The organism is Pseudomonas sp. KH_046_1 (assembly GCF_057839025.1).
On sequence record NZ_CM174481.1, the window covers coordinates 3,124,541 to 3,141,993 of the forward strand.

Sequence of the window (17,453 nt, forward strand, 5' to 3'; positions counted from 1 at the left end):
GAGTGTAGACGCTGCGGTTACTCGTCTCCCGGCGCCAGCAACAGATTGGGTGCCAGACGCTGATAACCGTCCTGGGTCAGGCGCATGTCGAGCATCAGGCTGGACAGATCTGCCGACAATGCTTCGGCGTCCGCATCGTTCTCCAGATAGAGCAACTTCAGATAGCTGTTACAACCGGGGCAGACTTCGGCGCGCAACGGCGCCTGGTTGGCGGCATGGCGATCAACTTCAAGGCTGAGGTATTCCAGGCCCTTGCTCTGCTCGCAATACACGCACTTGACCCGCACCACATGCCACTCGCAGGCGCACAGCGAACAGACCAGATAACGCAAGCCATTGTGCTTGCCGCGATGGCGGATCACCCCGGCCATGGCCGGCGAGCCACAGGCCGGGCACTGGCTAAGGCTGTCGCCGGCGGTCAGTGCCAGGTTCGGCGTACTCAACAGCCAGTGGCTCCAGGCCGTTTGCAGCGCCGTACCGAGAAACGGCACCAGCGCGGCCGGTACCAGTGAATACTGGCCGCTGACCAGTGCCACCGCCCACGCGCGGCGTTGCCCGGCGCCGGCCAGGCGCAAGGTGTCCACGGCATCGGCCACGGCGGATTGCGGCGGTGCGCTATAGCGCTGTAACAAGGCATCGAGGTAAAGCTGCCAATCGTCTTCGCGCGCCAGGCTGTCGGCCGCGAACGGCGGCAAGCCGTGTTGCTGGCACAATTCGATGCGTTGTCGGTCGAGGGGTTCACTTTGCGGCGGATCGTCCAGCACCTGTTGCTGCACCCGGCACAACCCGGCGATCAGGCGCAGGTAGTCGGCCAGCGGGTGCCCTTCGGCCAGGGTTTCCAGGCGCTGCGCGCGCAGGCTGAACAGGTTAGGCGGCGGCATGTACAGAAACGGCGGCGAACTGGCCGCCGCTTCGATTTCTCCAGGTTCCAGGATGGTTGGCAAATGTCAGCCCTTTTTAGTGATCGGTCGCGAGGGAGCTTCGTCGCGGGTCTCATCTTGAGTCACTTGGCGATACCAGAGTTCGTGGTGTTTCCTGGCCCAGTCGCGGCTGACCCTGCCGTGCAACATGGCGCTGACCGAGCCCTTGATCCAGATGCCGGCATAGATGTGCACGATGATGCTCAGGATCAGCACGAAACCGGCCAGCGCATGCAGCAACATCGCCCAGCGTATCGTGGTGATGCCGAAATACTCGCTGAAGTACGCACGCCAGATCACCAGACCGCTGAACAACAGCACCAGCATGCACAGCAGTAAAGTCCAGAACAGCAGCTTCTGCCCGGGGTTGTATTTGCCGATGGGCGGCACGCCCTCCTCTTCATTTTTCATCACCCGGTCGATGCGCTTGAGCCACAGGCGGTCATTGGCGATGAAGTAGTTGGCGCGCCAGAAGCGAAACACCAGGCCGAGGAACAGCACGAACATCAGCACGCCCATGAACGGGTGCAGGATACGTGTCCATGGCCCGCCGCCGAACAGGTTGCTCAGCCAGAACAGCGCCGGGTGGAACAGCGCCAGCCCGGACAACCCGGCCATCAGGAACAGAATCGCCACCAGCCAGTGATTGGTGCGCTGGTTGCTGGTGTAGCGCAGGATCGTCTTGTCGCTCATGGCCTGCCCTCCCCACGGGGATCGAAGGTGTGCACCGACGGATCGACTTCATGCACGGCGGTGTCCGGCGGCTGCGGATGTTCATCCTCTTCGACGATTTGCGGGCCGACGCGCACGTAGTGGAAGAACCCGGCCAGCACCGCCGCGCCCATCGCCAGCAGCGCCAAGGGTTTGCTGATGCCTTTCCACAACCCCACCAACGGACTGATCGCCGGGTGATCGGGCAAGCCGGCGTACAGTCTTGGCGTATCGGCGTGGTGCAACACGTACATCACGTGGGTGCCGCCGACGCCTTCGGGGTCGTACAGGCCGGCGTTTTCAAAGCCCCGGCTCTTGAGGTCGACGATACGCTCGGCGGCATGTTCCTTCATGTCGTCCTTGGAGCCGAACACGATGGCACCGGTCGGGCAGGTTTTCACGCAGGCCGGTTCCAGGCCTACCGCCACCCGGTCCGAGCACAAGGTGCATTTGTAGGCCTTGTGATCCTTTTGCGAGATGCGCGGGATGTTGAACGGGCACCCGGTGATGCAGTAGCCGCAACCGATGCAATGATCCTGATCGAAATCGACGATGCCATTGGCGTGCTTGATGATCGCCCCCGGACTGGGGCATGCCGCCAGGCAACCGGGCTCGGCGCAGTGCATGCAGCCGTCCTTGCGAATCAGCCACTCCAGGTTGCCGGCGTCGGTTTCATGCTCGGTGAAGCGCATCAGCGTCCAGGTTTCTGCGGTGAGATCCTGAGGATTGTCGTAGGTGCCATGGTTATGGCCGACCTCGTCACGCAACTCGTTCCATTCCGAACAGGCGACCTGGCAGGCCTTGCAGCCGATGCATTTGGTGGTGTCGATCAGCTTGGCGACTTCCTCCATGCCGCGCACCGAGGGCGCAGGTGTGGTGGTGGCCGAGCGGGCAATGATGTCTTGGCTGGCCATTTAGACTTTCTCCACGTTGACCAGGAATGACTTGGATTCCGGGGTCTGGGTGTTGCCATCGCCGAGGAACGGCACCAGGGTGTTGGTCAGATAACCGTGACGGGTGGCGCCGGTGAAGCCCCAGTGCAAGGGGATACCGATCTGGTGAACTACCTGATTGTTGACCTGCAGCGGACGAATCCGCTTGGTCACCACCGCCACCGCTTCGATATGCCCGCGCTTGGAGCTGACCCTTACTCGGTCACCGGCAGCAATGCCCTTCTCCTTGGCCAGCACCTCGCCGATTTCGACGAATTGTTCGGGTTGGGTAACGGCGTTGATCGGGCAATGCTTGGTCCAGAAGTGGAAGTGTTCGGTCAGCCGGTAGCTGGTCGCCGCATACGGGAAGTCCTTGGCCTGCCCGAGGGTTTCCCAGACTGAATCGAAGATCCGACCGGCCGGATTGCTGGTCGCCTGCTTGTTGTTGGGGTGCATCGGGTTGATACCGATGGGCGTCTCGAACGGCTCATAGTGTTCCGGGAACGGCCCTTCGTTCATCTTGTCGAGGGCGAAGAAACGCGCCACCCCTTCGGGGTTCATGATGAACGGGTTCATTCCGGCTTCCGGCGGTGCATCGGCTTTGTAGTCGGGCACGTCGGTGCCGGTCCAGACCTTGCCGTTCCACCACACCAGCCGTTTGTTCGCGTCCCACGGTTTGCCTTGGGGGTCACAAGAGGCGCGGTTGTAGAGAATCCGTCGGTTCATCGGCCAGGCCCAGGCCCAACCCAGGTTCTGCTTCATGCCGAAAGGATCGCTGTTGTCACGCCGGGCCATCAGGTTGCCCTGCTCGGTCCAGCTGCCGCAGAAGATCCAGCAACCGGACGCCGTGCTGCCATCGTCCTTGAGCTGAGCGAAGCCGGACAGCTGCTGACCGGCCTTGACCACCGCGCCCGAGGCGTCGGTGACATCGGCGATGGCGTAGCCGTTGAATTCCCGGGCCAGCTCTTCCGGCGTGGGATCATCAGGTATTTTGTAGGACCAGTTGAGCTTGAGGATCGGCTCGGCCCAGGCACCGCCGTTGGCCTGATAACGCTTGCGCAGGCGCAAGAACAGCTCGCTCATGATCTTCACGTCAGTGCGCGCCTGCCCCGGGCCGTCGGCACCTTTCCAGTGCCATTGCAACCAGCGGCCGCTGTTGACCAGTGAGCCGTTCTCTTCGGCGAAACAGGTGGTGGGCAGGCGGATGACCTCGGTCTGGATGTTGGCCGTTTCCACGTCGTTGTAAGGCCCGACGTTGCGCCAGAACTCCGAGGTTTCGGTAGCCAGTGGGTCCATCACCACCAGCCACTTGAGTTTGGCCAGCGCCTTCATCACCCGGTTTTTGTCCGGCAAGGCGGCGATCGGGTTGAAGCCCTGGCATACGTAGCCATTGACCTCGCCCTTGCCCATCATGTCGAACATTTTCAGGATGTCGTAGCCGGGAATGTCCAGCTTGGGCAGCCAGTCGTAACCCCAGTGATTCTCGGCGGTGGCATTGGCGCCGTACCAGGCCTTCATCAGGCTGACGTGGAACTTGCCGTAGTTCTGCCAGTAGGACATTTGCCCGGGACGCAGCGGCTTGAGTGCACGTTTGGCAATGTAGGCGTTGTAATCCTGTTCGGCCTCGGCCGGCAAGGTCAGGTAACCGGGCAACAGGTTGGACAGCAAGCCGAGGTCGGTCAGGCCCTGGATGTTGGAGTGCCCGCGCAGGGCATTGACACCCCCGCCCGGCATGCCGACGTTGCCCAGCAGCAATTGCACCATGGCCGCGCTACGGATCATCTGCGAGCCGGTTGAGTGCTGGGTCCAGCCCAACGCGTAGAGAATCGTCATGGTTTTGCCCGGTTGCGAGCAGGTGGCGATCTCTTCCCAGATTTTCTGCATCGCGTCCACGGGCATGCCGCAGACCTGACTGGCCAGCTCCAGGGTGTAGCGGCTGTAGTGCTGCTTCATCAATTGGTAGACGCAACGAGGGTCTTGCAAGGTCGGGTCGACTTTGGCGAAACCGTCTTCGCCTATTTCGTAGCCCCAGCCGGACTTGTCGGTGTAGGTGCGCTTGCTCGCGTCGTAACCGCTGAACAACCCGTCCTCGAAACCGTAGCTGGCCTTGACGATGAACGACACGTCCGTATAGGCCCGCACGTACTCGTGCTGGATCTTGTCTTCGGTCAGCAGGTAATTGATCAGCCCGCCCATGAAGGCGATGTCGGTGCCGGTGCGGATCGGCGCGTAATAGTCGGCCACCGAGGCCGTACGGGTGAAACGCGGATCGACCACGATCAGCCGCGCCTTGTTGTGGGCTTTGGCTTCGGTCACCCATTTGAAACCGCAAGGGTGCGCTTCGGCGGCATTGCCACCCATTACCAGAACCAGATTCGCGTTGGCGATATCGGTCCAGTGGTTGGTCATGGCACCACGGCCATACGTCGGGGCAAGACTTGCCACCGTCGGGCCATGTCAGACACGTGCCTGGTTATCGAACCCCAGCATGCCGAGACTGCGAATCACCTTATGGGTGATATAACCCGATTCGTTGGACGAGGCCGACGCCGCGAGAAAACCGGTGGTCAGCCAGCGGTTCACCGTTTGCCCCTGGGCGTTCTTCTCGATGAAGTTGGCGTCGCGGTCGGCCTTCATCAAGTCGGCGATGCGATCGAGCGCTTCATCCCAAGAGATTCGTATCCACTCCTTGGTGCCAGGCTTGCGCACCTGCGGATACTGGAGACGACTGGGACTGTGAATGAAGTCCAGCAGGCCTGCGCCTTTGGGGCAAAGGGTACCGCGGTTGACCGGGTGGTCGGCGTCACCTTCGATGTGGATGATGTTTTGCGCGACATTCTTCGCGTCATCGCCCTGGCTGTACATGATCAAGCCGCAACCGACCGAGCAATACGGGCAGGTGTTGCGGGTTTCATGGGTGCGGGCGAGCTTGAAATGACGCACCTGTTCGGCAAAGGCAAGCGTCGGGGCCATGCCCAACGCGCCCAGGCTAGAGCCTGCAAGGCCGATACCGGCGACCTTGAAGAACTGACGACGGCTGAGATCCATCGTGCACTCCTGATCAGGTGGAGCCCGGTACATGGCCGGGCTTTTTTGAACAACCACGGTCGGGGCAGTCTGGCTGCCGACATTACAAACTGTAGTCAATGCTGTCGAATTCACCATGACAGCCGACCGTCGGACAAATTCAGCTTGCCGCGAAGATCCTTGTAGGAGCGAGCCTGCTCGCGAAGGTGTGTCAGATACGGTGATGTCAACTGACACACCTTCGCGAGCAGGCTCGCTCCTACAGTAGGTTGGCGTTTATCATGGTCAGCATTCCAACCCAGCTTTCATGAGACTGCGCATGACTTTCGATTTTGATCAGGTGTTCGACCGCCACCACACCGGCAGTACCAAGTGGAGCCGCTACCCGGCCGACGTGTTGCCGATGTGGGTCGCCGACATGGACTTCGCCGCGCCGCCGGTGATCATCCAGGCCCTGCAAAAGCGACTGGAACACCCGATGGTCGGTTACAGCGTGGCCCAGGATGACCTGCGCGAGGCGATCGTTGCCGACCTCTGGAGCAAGTACGCCTGGCGCGTCGAGCCCCAGGAGCTGATTTTCCTGCCGGGCGTCGAGTCCGGTTTCAACATGGCGCTGAAGGCACTGGTGCAGGCGCCACAGAATGTCGTTGTGCAGGTTCCGAACTACCCGCCGCTGCGCCATGCGCCCGGGCATTGGGGCCTCAACAAGGTCGAACTGAATTTCGATGCACAAGCCGACGGCACCTATACCACGCCGCTGGATACCCTGAGCCAGTCGCTGCAAGGTGGCGGCGCCTTGCTGCTGAGCAACCCGCATAACCCGCTGGGCAAGGCCTTCCCCCGCGCAGAGCTGCAAGCCATTGCCGACATCTGCCTTGAGCACGGTGCCTGGATCATTTCCGACGAGATCCACGCCGAGCTGTGCTTCGACGGTCGCCAGCACATTCCGATGGCGACCCTGAGCCCGCAAGTCGCCCAGCGCACCATCACGCTGATGTCGGCGAGCAAGGCCTACAACATCGCCGGCCTGAAGACCTCGTTCATGATCATCCAGGACCGCCACCTGCGCGAGAAGGTCAACCACGCCCGTTGCGGCATGGTCGACAGCGTCAATCCGCTGGGCATGGAAGCCACCCGGGTCGCCTACAGCGAAGCCGCGCCATGGCTGGCCGAGCTGAAGGCCTACCTGCAAGGCAACCGCGACTTCCTCGCCGAGGCCGTGCGCACCCGCCTGCCGGGCATCACCATGAACCTGCCGCAAAGCACTTACCTGGCATGGCTCGACTGCACGGCACTGGGGCTGGACGACCCGCAGCAGTTCTTCCTGGAGCAGGCCAAAGTCGGTTTGAGCGCCGGCCTGGACTTCGGCGATGACTGCAAGCAGTTCGTACGCCTGAACTTCGGCTGCCCACGGTCACTGCTGGAAGAAGGCATTGCGCGGATAGAGCGCAGCTTGCGCCATCTCAAGGCCTGATACCCCCCTTCAGCGACAACGAAGATCCCTGTGGGAGCGGCGGTGCGGTGATCCGGCTTGCCCGCGATGGCGTCGGCACAGTCTACTTTAATGGTGACTGACACTACGCCATCGCGAGCAGGCTCGCTCCTACAGTGACGCCACCGAAAAGTTGAACCCGTGACGACCTCCAGCGCTCCACACCGGAGTGGTCATCGGGCCGACAGTGCCGGGATTGCTCAGGCTGGATATCAAGGACGCGGCTGCATCGATTAATCGTTACGCCAGCTCAGCGATACACGTACTTGGTGATATAGGAGTACAGGTCGTTGTACACAAAATCAGGGACATGCTTTGCATGTGCACTGGTTCTCATCAGTTGCAAATGGCATTCCTTGACCATTTCATCGCGCTCCTCCATCGAATAGACAGTATTCCTGAGAATTTTGTCATAGGCGCTATAGGCATATGCCTGCAACTGCGAAACTTCGGACAGTTTGCCCGTGGCGTCCAGAGTGTAGGTACTGTGAGCGCGCAGCACTCGGTCGTTCAGTTTGCCCAGACCGCGCTCATACAAGAAGATTTGTGAACCACTCACTTCCTTTGCCAGGAACTCGAACGCGACCAGAACCGCCGGAGCGTTACTGATGCTCGATTCAACCCTCGAATAGCTGACAAAACGCTCAAGTTCCTGCTTTTCCAAACTGGAGAACGCTCTTTTGATGCTGGAAATATGGGCAAACGCGTGATTACAACCCACGACATGGACTTCGAGTTGGTAGCCGGGAACAAATTTTGCCAATCCGGCAAAACCGATGTCATCGAACGCGCACTCCATGATGATGTTGTATTTGTGAGTCAGCGCATTGGCGAAGATTTTCGAACCGAGCTCCCTGGTAAACGCTTCTGAATGTTCGTAGGCGTGCAAGACACCGAGCTTGATCATATCGGCGTAATGCGGGTGTTTTTTTCGATATTCGGGCAGGTACAGTCGAATGTAGTTCCCGTAATTCCCGGATGGCAGCAAGCTCTTTTCCAGCAGGTAAGTCTTGCCCGAGCCCTCCACTCCGGCGGTGATCAGCAACTTGGGTATGGTTTCGGCAGTTATGCCGGCGAAGAGCGTGGGGAAGATCTCGTCGAACGCCTTGGTCACGTCGTCTGCGGAATAGCCGTATTTCGGTGCTTCTGACATACCTTGATTTCCTTATCAAAGAATTGGGTTGTGATATCCAGCCCTTTCAATAAAACGTGCTTGCGCTGATTGTTCAAGCCGTTCTTTCAATCAAGGTATGTATCTGTTTTTTAAGGTAAAAATACCTACGAGGCGGAGCGAAAAAACGACGTCGTAATCGACCACCAACGCGGCAGCAACTGCCTGACCTTGCTCTCGCCAAAACGGTCGTCGATCAACATCACCACCCCTTGATCCTGTTGCGTACGGATGACCCGTCCGGCGGCCTGTACCACTTTCTGCACGCCGGGATAAAGGTAGGTGTAGTCATAACCGGCACCGAAAATCGCGGCCATGCGCCGTTTCAGTTGCTCGTTCACCGGATTGAGCTGCGCCAGCCCCAACGTAGCGATAAACGCGCCGATCAACCTGGCGCCGGGCAAATCGATGCCTTCCCCAAAGGCCCCGCCCAGCACCGCAAAGCCGACGCCCTGGCCGTCGGCGTGAAACTGGTCGAGAAACTGCTGACGCTGCGCTTCGCACATGCCTCGGGATTGCGACCAGAGAGTGATGTGCGGATGTTTCTCGGCCAGCAACTGCGCCACCTGCTGCAAATAATCGAAACTGCTGAAAAACGCCAGGTAATTGCCGGGGCGCTCGCAGAACTGTCTGGCGATCAAGTCCACGATCGGCTCCAGAGACGCCTGGCGATGCACGAACCGCGTGGATATCTGGTCGATGATGTGCACTTGCAGTTGATCGGCGTGAAACGGCGACTCGACGTCGATGCACACGGTGTCCGCCGGTGTTCCCAATAAATCGGCGTAATAGTGCCGCGGGCTGAGGGTCGCGGAAAACAGCACCGTGCTACGCGCGGCGGTCAGGCGTGGGCGGATGAACCCGGCGGGGACCACATTGCGCAGGCACAGATGCGAAAGGTTGCGCTTGCGCTCCAGGTCGCGCTTGCTGATGTCGAACAGGAACTGCTCATCGAACAGTTCGGCGACCCGGCAAAAGTGCAGCATGTCGAAGTAAAACCCCTGCAGTGCACTGTCCAGCCCTTGAGGGTGATCGTTGAGGTAGTCACCGATGCTGGCGCTGCACGATGACAGTGCCTGAAGGAGCTTTTCCGGCGCCTTGTCATAGGCCTGATAGGCGCCGGTTTGCCCGTTATGCAGGGCATTCCACTCGCGATTGACCCGCTGCATCGGTTTTTTCAGCACGTCGGGCGCGGTTTTGCGCACGCCGTTGAAGGTCGCCTGATCGAGGCTGGCGCTGCACATCTGCCGGCCACGCTCCACCAGGTTATGGGCTTCGTCGACCAGCACCGCGACCTTCCAGTTGTTGACCTGAGCCAAGCCGAACAGCAACGCGCTGAAATCGAAGTAATAGTTGTAGTCGGCAACCACCACGTCGGCCCAACGCGCCATTTCCTGGCTCAGGTAATACGGGCAAACATCGTACGCCAGGGCAACCTCGCGCAAGGCGCTCTGGCTCAACAGGCTCAGTTGGCTGGCCGCCTGCCGTGCGGCGGGCAGGCGATCGTAGAAACCCCGGGCCAGCGGACAGGACTCGCCGTGGCAGGCTTTGTCCGGGTGTTCGCAGGCCTTGTCCCGGGCGATCATCTCCAGCACCCGCAACGGTGGCGCACCGGCGCTGGCAAGAATCACTTGCGCGGCGTCCAGGGCCAGTTGACGTCCCGGGGTTTTCGCGGTTAGGAAGAACACCTTGTCCAGTTGCTGCGGCGCCAGGGCCTTGAGCATGGGGAACAAGGTGCCCAGGGTCTTGCCGATGCCCGTAGGCGCCTGGGCCATCAGGCAGCGCCCCGTGCTGACGGCCTTGAACACCGACTCGGCCAGATGGCGCTGCCCCGGTCGAAAACCGGCATGGGGAAAGGCCAGGCCCTGGGCGGCCAGATTGCGCCCTTCTCGATGGGCGACTTCCTGTTCGGCCCATTGCAGGAACCGCGCGCAATGTCGTTCGAAGAATTGTTGCAGCTCGGTGGCGTCGAAAGGCTCGACCAGGCAGGTTTCCTTTTCGCTGACGATGTCGAAGTACACCAGTGCCAGATTGATCTGCGGCAGATCCAGTTTCCGGCATATCAACCAGCCGTAGACTTTCACCTGGGCCCAATGCAATTGACGGTGGTTGGCCGGTTGTTTGCTCAAGTCGCCGCGGTAGGTCTTGACCTCTTCCAGGCAGTTTTGCCCGGGGTCATAGCCATCCGCCCTGCCCTTGACCGTCAAGGTCTGATACTGGCCCTCGAGGGCGACTTCGCTTTGGTAACCCTCACTGCGCCGCGAGGCCACCGTACGGTGACCGACGATGCCTTCCAGCGCGCTAGGCGACGGCGTGAAGCGCAGATCGAGGTCGCCGACCTTGGCGGTGAACTCGCACAGCGCCCGCACCGCAATGCTATAGCTCAATCGCCCTGCTCCGCCCATTGCACGTAACAGACGGCAATGGGCATCTGGTGTTCATGGCAGAACTCCAGCCAGCGCAGCTGGTTGTCCTGCAGGCGATCGCCCGGGCCTTTGACTTCGATCATGCGGTAGGTCTTTTGCTGCGGCCAGAACTGGATCAGGTCCGGCATGCCGGCGCGATTGGCCTTGATGTCCAGCAAGAGGCGATTGAACCAGTGCTTGAGGTGCTCGGCCGGGAGGCAATCGAGGGCTTGCTCCAGCAACTCTTCGCTGAGCACGCTCCAGAACACGAACGGCGACTGCACGCCCCACTTGGCGGCATAACGTTCGCGGATGGTCTGCCGGTAGCGCCCGTCGTCGAGTTCGGCCAGGCACGCCTGAAACAGTTCGGCCCGGCGGACCTGGAAGTCTTCGCTGAGCAGGTCCACCGGCCCGCGCTGGAACGGGTGAAAAAACGCCCCCGGCAAAGGCGCGAAAATCGCCGGCCAGCACAGCAGGCCAAACAGTGAATTGACCAGGCTGTTTTCCACGTAGTGCACTGGCGCAGAATCTTGCGCCAGATGTGCCTGAACGTAGAACTCCACCGATAACGCCGGGTCTGTCCTGGGCAACTGCAGGTCAAGGCGCTGCATTTTCCGCGGCGCTGCCCGCTTGATGGGCGGCCCGCCGAGCTTGCGCCGCAGGCGTGGCAGCACGCGGAGCAACTGCTGGTATTCGGCGGCGCTTTCCGGTGCCTGCTCGGCCTGCTCAGCCAGGTCCAAGGCCTGCTCGAACTGGCCGCTGCGTTCCAGCACGCGAATGAGCCGCGCCCGCGCACCCGGATAAGCGCATTCGCGGTACAGGTTCAGGGCCATGGAGAAATCCGCGGTGCGTTCGCAATACTGGGCCATCTGGAACAGCAGCTTGCCGCGCCGGCGTTGCAACCACGGATTGTCCAGCGCCAGCTCCTTGATCCGTTCCGCCACCTCCTCCAGCGATTCACCGGCCTCGAATTGTTGCTGGTATCCGTGCAGAAGGATGCAGGCATCCACGTCTTCGCGGCTGCGCAAGCCACGGGACTCGGCGCAGAATTCGACTTTTTCGTAGGTGTAGATACCGAGGTCAGCCAACACGAATTCCGACCAGTCCTGATACAGGTTGCCGAAAAACATCAGGCGCAGGCGATCGCACAATTGCATGATGGTCAGGCTGAACAGACGCTCGTCCAGGGCCGGGCACCAGTCGTTGAAGTTTTGCGCCTGGGGAAACTGCTCGCACAGCGCTGACAACCAATCGGCTTTCTTGCCTTTGGGCTGATCGACTGCCGGGCCAAAGACCTGGAGGATTTCACCCTTGAGCAGCACCTCGAACAGCGCTTGGACCGTCAACGGCATTCGCTCATCGACCCAACCGAGCGCTAACAGCGGCCCGACGGCGCTGCCGGTATCGCCGATTTCCTCGTAGTGCAGTTTGCTCGCCCTGAAATGAACGCCCTTGCGCATGACCATTCTGACCAGCAGTGCCTGCGATTCACGGGGCAACCGCTTAAACTCATTAATGAAACGCTGCTCGTCGACGCTCAGCACATCGGCAAAGCGCTGCTCAAGCCAATCAAGCACTTGCATGAAGTTGTTCAAGTAATAGAACGGATCGTCGAGGGGATTTGCGGTCACTGGAAAATGGGCCATGGCGAGAGGTACTGGTTATGCATACAGATACCAGTTCCACGCCGCGTGGCGCAATCGGAAAAGGATAAATGGCGGCGCTGTACGGAATTTTCTCCGGGCAGTAGAACTTTCTGCCCCCTGGCGGCACCAACCGCCATACAGGTGCAGTGACAGCCTCGGGCTGATGGCGCTGCTTTAAACGAACGGGAGGTGATCATGGACATCAAGACATTGGGCTTGCCCCTGGCTGTAGCGGCCCTGCTGGCGCTGGCCGGTTGCTCGACGCCAACGGTGGTGACGCTGCAGAACGGCACTCAATACCTGACCAAAGACATACCGAAGACCAAAACCAAGGACGGGTTCTTTGAGTTTGAGGACATTTCCGGTGCGATGGTGAAAGTCAGGGCCGATGAAGTGGCGACGATTCGCGAAGAAGAAGACTGACGTTTCTCCTGGCACGATGTGGCAGGTTTCGAGCACTGCTTTACACTCGATAGACCCCGTGCGACCGAATGACTGTGCAACGCTTCGACACAGGCGTTGCAATACGGGCATCACGCAAAGACTCAGGTGACGCCGAAATGAAAATGGTCATGCCACTTCTGGCCTCTGTGCTCGCCGTCAGCGCATGCGTGACGGCGAGCCTGTGTGACGCCGCCACAAAGGCAAAACCAAAGCCAAAGCCTTTGCCAACGTACAAAACCAGTTTCGATTGCGCCACGCCCCAGGCATCCGCCGAAAAGCTTATCTGTCACGACCCTCAACTGGCGCGCATGGACCTGGAACTCAATCGCCTTTATCTCCTGGCGCTCAGCGACGACCATTCAGTGCCGCGCCCGAATAAAGTCGAGATCGATCAGCGGTTCTGGATTGAGTCCCGTAACCAGTGTGGTGGCGGGACTCAAGCCAAGGCATGCGTCGTGCGAAGTTATGCCGAGCGTGCGTTCCAACTGCGCCAGGGTTCGGCCATTGCCAGAACCAAGGACCCAAGCAGGCTCACTGAAGGCCCGTTGGCTTATCGTTGTGCAGGTTTTAATGCATTGGTCGCCGCGACCTTCTTTACCGTCGAGCCGGGCGTGGTGTTCCTGAAATGGGCCAATACCTCGGTGACGCTGAACCAGGTGCCCGACAATTCCGGAACCCGGTATACGGGCAAGGACTACAAAGGCAGCTACAGCTTCTGGCAACTGGGCGATGACGTGTTTTTCCAGATACCCGGCTCAGGTCAGATGAGTTGCGCAGCCGAGCCGGTCGGCTGATGAAGATGTCATCGGGACGTCCTGTCCCGATGGCCGCTCCCCGCTTTAACTGCCGGTGCGAATCTTGTTCCACACCCGGGTACGCACCCGGTCAATGTTCAGCGGCATGGCTTCCAGGGCAAACAGCTTGCCCATCATTTCCGGGCTTGGGTAAACCTTGGTGTCGTTCTTGATCGCCGGGTCGATCAGGCTGTCGGCCGTCTCGTTGCCATTGGCGTAATGCACGTAGTTGCTGACGCTGGCCATGACGTCCGGGCGCAGCAGGTAGTCCATGAAGGCGTAGCCGGCTTTTTCGTCCGGAGCGTCGGCCGGCATCGCGACCATATCGAACCAGATCGCGGCGCCTTCCTTGGGAATCGAATAGCCGATGTCGATGCCGTTGTTGGCTTCCCTGGCGCGGTTTTCCGCTTGCAGGATGTCGCCGGAGAAACCGACCGCGACGCAGATATCGCCGTTGGCCAGGTCGCTGGTGTACTTGGACGAGTGGAAATAGCTGACATACGGCCGCACTTTCAGCAACAGGGCTTCGGCCTTCTTGTAGTCTTGCGGGTTCTTGCTGTGTGGCGGCAACCCAAGGTAGTTCAACGCGGCCGGCAGTAGTTCGGGACCGTTGTCGAGGATGGCCACCCCGCACTTCTGCAACTTCTGCATGTTCTCCGGCTTGAAGATCAGGTCCCACGAATCCACCGGTGCGTTGTCCCCCAGCACCGCCTTGACCTTGGCAATGTTGTAGCCGATGCCGGTGCTGCCCCACAGGTACGGAAAACCGTGCTCGTTGCCCGGATCGTTGGTCTGCAACGCCTTGAGCAACACCGGGTTGAGGTTCTTCCAGTTCGGCAGCTGACTCTTGTCGAGTTTCTTCAGCGCGCCGCCTTCAATCTGCCGGGCCATGAAGTGATTGGACGGGAACACCACGTCGTAGCCGGATTTGCCGGTCATCAGCTTGCCATCGAGGGTCTCGTTGCTGTCATAGACGTCGTAGGTGAAGCCGATGCCGGTTTCTTTCTGGAAGTTTTTCGTGGTGTCTGGCGCGATGTAATCCGACCAGTTGTAGATCTTGACGGTTTCGGCGGCCTGGTTGATCGATGCCACGAGCATCAGCAGTGCCAGAGTCAGTGTCTTTCGGATCATGAGTCGATTCCTGTAGGGTTTTTTTTGTTGGCAGGCAATCAAAGGATCAGCTTTCAAATTTCAAAGAATTGAAAATTCAAAAAATCAGTACGTAGGTCTTGCGCACGGTTTCCTCGATGTCCCAGATGCCGAGGCTGTTGGCCGGCAACATCAGTGCGTCACCGGCTTCTATGTGCAGGGGCTCGCCGCCGTCCGGGGTGAAGGTGCAGCGGCCCTGGATGAAGTGACAGAATTCCTGGGCGACGATCTGCCGCCGCCAGCGCCCCGGGGTGCATTCCCAGACGCCAGTCTCGACGCCGTCGTCGCGTTCGACGCTGGTGGTCGAAGCCACGGCCACTGGGGTACCCAGGGGCACGGCGACCGGATTGGATTCGTCCAGTTTCAGGGTTGCGGTGTTCTTGAATTGCGTGATGCTCATGGGAATACCTGTCGATGTAGAAGCGCGTTTAGTGCATGAAACCTTCCATGAAACCGGCGACCCCGCTGGCCAGCTTGCGCCGCCACGGCGCAGTGGCCGGGTTGGCCAGGGTCTGGTCCTCATGGACAAAGCTGCGGATGATCGCGTTGTAGCCGAGCCAGCGGATCGGCTCCGGCTCCCAGGCCCGCAGTGCGTCGAGACCGCGCTGGGGGATAACCCACGGCTGGCGCACCAGTTCGGTGTCGCGCCCCAGGATCAGGTCGGCCAGCGTGCGGCCTCCCAGATTGCTGGCGCCAACGCCCTCCCCGCCATAGCCGCCAGACAGGGCGATGCCGTTGGCCCGGTCGCAAAGCATGTGCGGCTGGAAATGCCGGGACATGCCCAGGTTGCCGCCCCAGGAATGGGTGATCTGCACGTTCTTCAACTGCGGGAACAGTTCGCCGAACAGATAGCGCCGCAGCTGTATTTCGTCAGCGGTCAGGTCGAAGTCGTGACGCAGTTTGCCGGCGAACTGGTACCCGCCACGGGCGCCAAAGATCAATCGGTTGTCAGCGGTGCGCTGACCGTAGGTGACCTGGCGACTGGCCTCGCTGAACGCCTGGCCGTGACTCAGGCCGATTTCGTCCCAGGTGGCCGCAGGTAATGGCTCGGTCGCGACGATCAGGCTCTGCACCGGCATTTGGTAACGCCCCAATGGCGGCAGCGTGACGGAATAGCCTTCCACCGCTGGCACCACCCAGCGACTGCGCACCGACGCTTTCGCCGTGCGCAGGCTGCCGGACTGCCAATGGGTGACCGGGCTGTTTTCGTAGATTCTGACACCCAGGCGCTCCACCGCCCGGGCCAGCCCCCGTACCAGCCTGGCCGGGTGGATGGTCGCCACGTGCGGCGCGTAGATGCCGCCGTAGGGTTTGGCGACGCGGATCTGTTGCGCCAGTTGTTGCGGGGTCAGCCAGCGATAGTGGCTGTCGTTGAGGCCCTGGCGATGGAGATCGTCCAGATAGTGACGCAGGCTGGCCTCCTGCTCGGGATAGCGAGCGGCGCAATACAGCACCCCGCCTTTACGGTAATCACAGTCGATCCCCTCGCGTTCGAGGACAATCTCCACTTCATCCGGAATGCTGTGCAACAAATCGTAGGAGGCACAGCGTTCTTCGGCCGGCAGGTTGGCCAGCAGGCGATCTTCCCCCAGCAAATTGCCCATCAGCCAGCCACCATTGCGCCCCGATGCACCGAAACCGGCGGTTTGCGCTTCGACAATGGCGATGTTCAGGTCTGGTTTGTGTTGCTTGAGGTAGTACGCGGTCCAGAGCCCGGTGTAGCCCGCGCCGATGATCGCCACGTCGACATCCAGATCCCGCTCCAGCGCCGGACGCGCCAATAGCGGCTCGTCGAGCTGGTCCATCCACAAACTGATAGTGCGCCACGCCGGCATGCAAGACTCCGCCACTCAAACTTCGATGGCGTCGATCCTAGTGCGTGGGCTCATGCGCTGTCTTGCGCGCGTGCACGCAAAGAAATCTGTTTGACGTAGGCCTTGGGGGACTGGCCGGTGTGCTGGCGGAAACAGCTGTAGAACGCCGACAGCGAATTGAATCCGGCAGCGAAGGCCAGTTCATCGATACGCAGTGGCGGTGTGGCGGCATCCAGCGCTGCAAGCAAATGTCGCAGGCGTGCCTGGTTGACGTAGCGGTAGAAGCTCTGGCCCAGCACCTGGTTCAACAGGTATGAAATCTGGTTGCGGCTGTAGCCACACTCCTTCGCCACCCGTTGCAGATCGAGCTCCGGGTCCAGATAAGGCTGTTGACCCTGGAAATACTGCTGCAGGTCATCGGCCATGAAGCTCAACTGGCGCGGCGACAGGCCGAGTCGGCTGACCGCCGGGCGCTGGTTGCCGGACGTTTTGCTGCCGGGTTGCTCGTGCACCAATGACGCATATTCATTGACCCGCCAGATCAGCCCGTCCTTGACGGTGATCGCTTCGCTGGCGCGGAACGACACCAGTCCTTCACCGCCGCGCAGGGTGATGCGGTACTGAATGAACGCCGTGTTGCCGTCCAGTCGAATGCGGTCGGAATGCTCCAGCGCCTCATCCGGATCCCGGGGCATGCTGTTGCGTACGTACTCGCGCAATTCGGCCAGGCCCATGATTTTGTTCTGGAAGAAATCGTTGTACTGGACTTCAGGGTGATAGAGCGCCATGACGCCGTCCAGATCCCGGTGCTTCCAGCGCAAGTGATAGCGCATGACCGTCTCGCCCGTGGCCTGGGTTTGCAGCGGGCCATCATCATCGGCGTGCATTGAACATCTCGACGGAAAAACACCGAGCTTGCCCAACTTCGGCTTTGTCTTCAACGACTAA

At 60.4% G+C, this 17,453-nt stretch carries 14 protein-coding genes; 3 read left to right on the plus strand and 11 right to left on the minus strand.

Features of this window, described 5'->3' with window-relative positions; all coding sequences use genetic code 11:
- Positions 1 to 17: 17 nt before the first annotated feature.
- Genes fdhE through fdnG form a run of 4 tightly spaced genes read right to left on the minus strand, consistent with a single transcriptional unit; the run spans position 18 to position 5,611 of the window.
- The gene (gene fdhE, locus AC3IT9_RS14435) at positions 18 to 944 is read right to left on the minus strand and encodes a formate dehydrogenase accessory protein FdhE (RefSeq protein ID WP_489273452.1); all 927 of its coding nucleotides are present in this window, start codon (positions 942 to 944) and stop codon (positions 18 to 20) included.
- Positions 945 to 947: 3 nt separating this feature from the next.
- Positions 948 to 1,613 (minus strand): formate dehydrogenase subunit gamma, encoded by a 666-nt coding sequence (locus AC3IT9_RS14440; protein WP_150755505.1) that lies wholly within the window; start codon positions 1,611 to 1,613, stop codon positions 948 to 950.
- Positions 1,610 to 2,545, minus strand: a complete 936-nt coding sequence (gene fdxH, locus AC3IT9_RS14445) for a formate dehydrogenase subunit beta (protein WP_150723815.1) — start codon at positions 2,543 to 2,545, stop codon at positions 1,610 to 1,612. The genes AC3IT9_RS14440 and fdxH overlap by 4 nt, the downstream gene beginning before the upstream one ends.
- Entirely contained in the window at positions 2,546 to 5,611 is a 3,066-nt protein-coding gene (fdnG, locus tag AC3IT9_RS14450) for a formate dehydrogenase-N subunit alpha (protein ID WP_150723814.1), read from the minus strand.
- Positions 5,612 to 5,909: 298 nt separating this feature from the next.
- Between fdnG and AC3IT9_RS14455 the strand changes: the two genes are divergently transcribed.
- Positions 5,910 to 7,064 (plus strand): MalY/PatB family protein, encoded by a 1,155-nt coding sequence (locus AC3IT9_RS14455; RefSeq protein ID WP_489273453.1) that lies wholly within the window; start codon positions 5,910 to 5,912, stop codon positions 7,062 to 7,064.
- A 268-nt stretch (positions 7,065 to 7,332) separates the two neighbouring features.
- On the opposite strand, the gene AC3IT9_RS14460 is transcribed toward AC3IT9_RS14455, so the two are convergent.
- The 3 genes from AC3IT9_RS14460 to AC3IT9_RS14470 all read right to left on the minus strand — a co-directional run bounded on the left by AC3IT9_RS14460 (position 7,333) and on the right by AC3IT9_RS14470 (position 12,304).
- The gene (locus tag AC3IT9_RS14460) at positions 7,333 to 8,235 is read right to left on the minus strand and encodes a zeta toxin family protein (protein WP_489273454.1); all 903 of its coding nucleotides are present in this window, start codon (positions 8,233 to 8,235) and stop codon (positions 7,333 to 7,335) included.
- Between the two features lie 125 nt (positions 8,236 to 8,360).
- The gene (locus AC3IT9_RS14465; protein WP_489273455.1) at positions 8,361 to 10,640 is read right to left on the minus strand and encodes an ATP-dependent DNA helicase; all 2,280 of its coding nucleotides are present in this window, start codon (positions 10,638 to 10,640) and stop codon (positions 8,361 to 8,363) included.
- Positions 10,637 to 12,304, minus strand: coding sequence for a VRR-NUC domain-containing protein (locus AC3IT9_RS14470; protein WP_489273456.1), 1,668 nt, complete (start codon positions 12,302 to 12,304; stop codon positions 10,637 to 10,639). Before AC3IT9_RS14470 ends, AC3IT9_RS14465 begins: the two co-directional genes overlap by 4 nt.
- Before the next feature lie 195 nt (positions 12,305 to 12,499).
- Between AC3IT9_RS14470 and AC3IT9_RS14475 the strand changes: the two genes are divergently transcribed.
- Both AC3IT9_RS14475 and AC3IT9_RS14480 read left to right on the plus strand, forming a co-directional pair.
- Positions 12,500 to 12,727 (plus strand): YgdI/YgdR family lipoprotein, encoded by a 228-nt coding sequence (locus AC3IT9_RS14475; protein ID WP_489273457.1) that lies wholly within the window; start codon positions 12,500 to 12,502, stop codon positions 12,725 to 12,727.
- A 137-nt stretch (positions 12,728 to 12,864) separates the two neighbouring features.
- Positions 12,865 to 13,542 (plus strand): MliC family protein, encoded by a 678-nt coding sequence (locus AC3IT9_RS14480; protein ID WP_150724298.1) that lies wholly within the window; start codon positions 12,865 to 12,867, stop codon positions 13,540 to 13,542.
- 45 nt (positions 13,543 to 13,587) lie between these two features.
- Here the strand turns inward: AC3IT9_RS14480 and AC3IT9_RS14485 are convergent, their stop codons facing one another.
- From AC3IT9_RS14485 to AC3IT9_RS14500, 4 genes are all read right to left on the minus strand, one after another.
- Entirely contained in the window at positions 13,588 to 14,673 is a 1,086-nt protein-coding gene (locus tag AC3IT9_RS14485; RefSeq protein WP_489273458.1) for a polyamine ABC transporter substrate-binding protein, read from the minus strand.
- A gap of 76 nt (positions 14,674 to 14,749) precedes the next feature.
- Positions 14,750 to 15,091 (minus strand): cupin domain-containing protein, encoded by a 342-nt coding sequence (locus AC3IT9_RS14490; protein WP_150757134.1) that lies wholly within the window; start codon positions 15,089 to 15,091, stop codon positions 14,750 to 14,752.
- Between the two features lie 28 nt (positions 15,092 to 15,119).
- Complete coding sequence (locus AC3IT9_RS14495; protein ID WP_489273459.1) at positions 15,120 to 16,526, minus strand: NAD(P)/FAD-dependent oxidoreductase; 1,407 nt, start codon at positions 16,524 to 16,526, stop codon at positions 15,120 to 15,122.
- A gap of 50 nt (positions 16,527 to 16,576) precedes the next feature.
- Positions 16,577 to 17,392 (minus strand): helix-turn-helix transcriptional regulator, encoded by an 816-nt coding sequence (locus AC3IT9_RS14500; RefSeq protein WP_150755515.1) that lies wholly within the window; start codon positions 17,390 to 17,392, stop codon positions 16,577 to 16,579.
- Positions 17,393 to 17,453 lie beyond the last annotated feature (61 nt).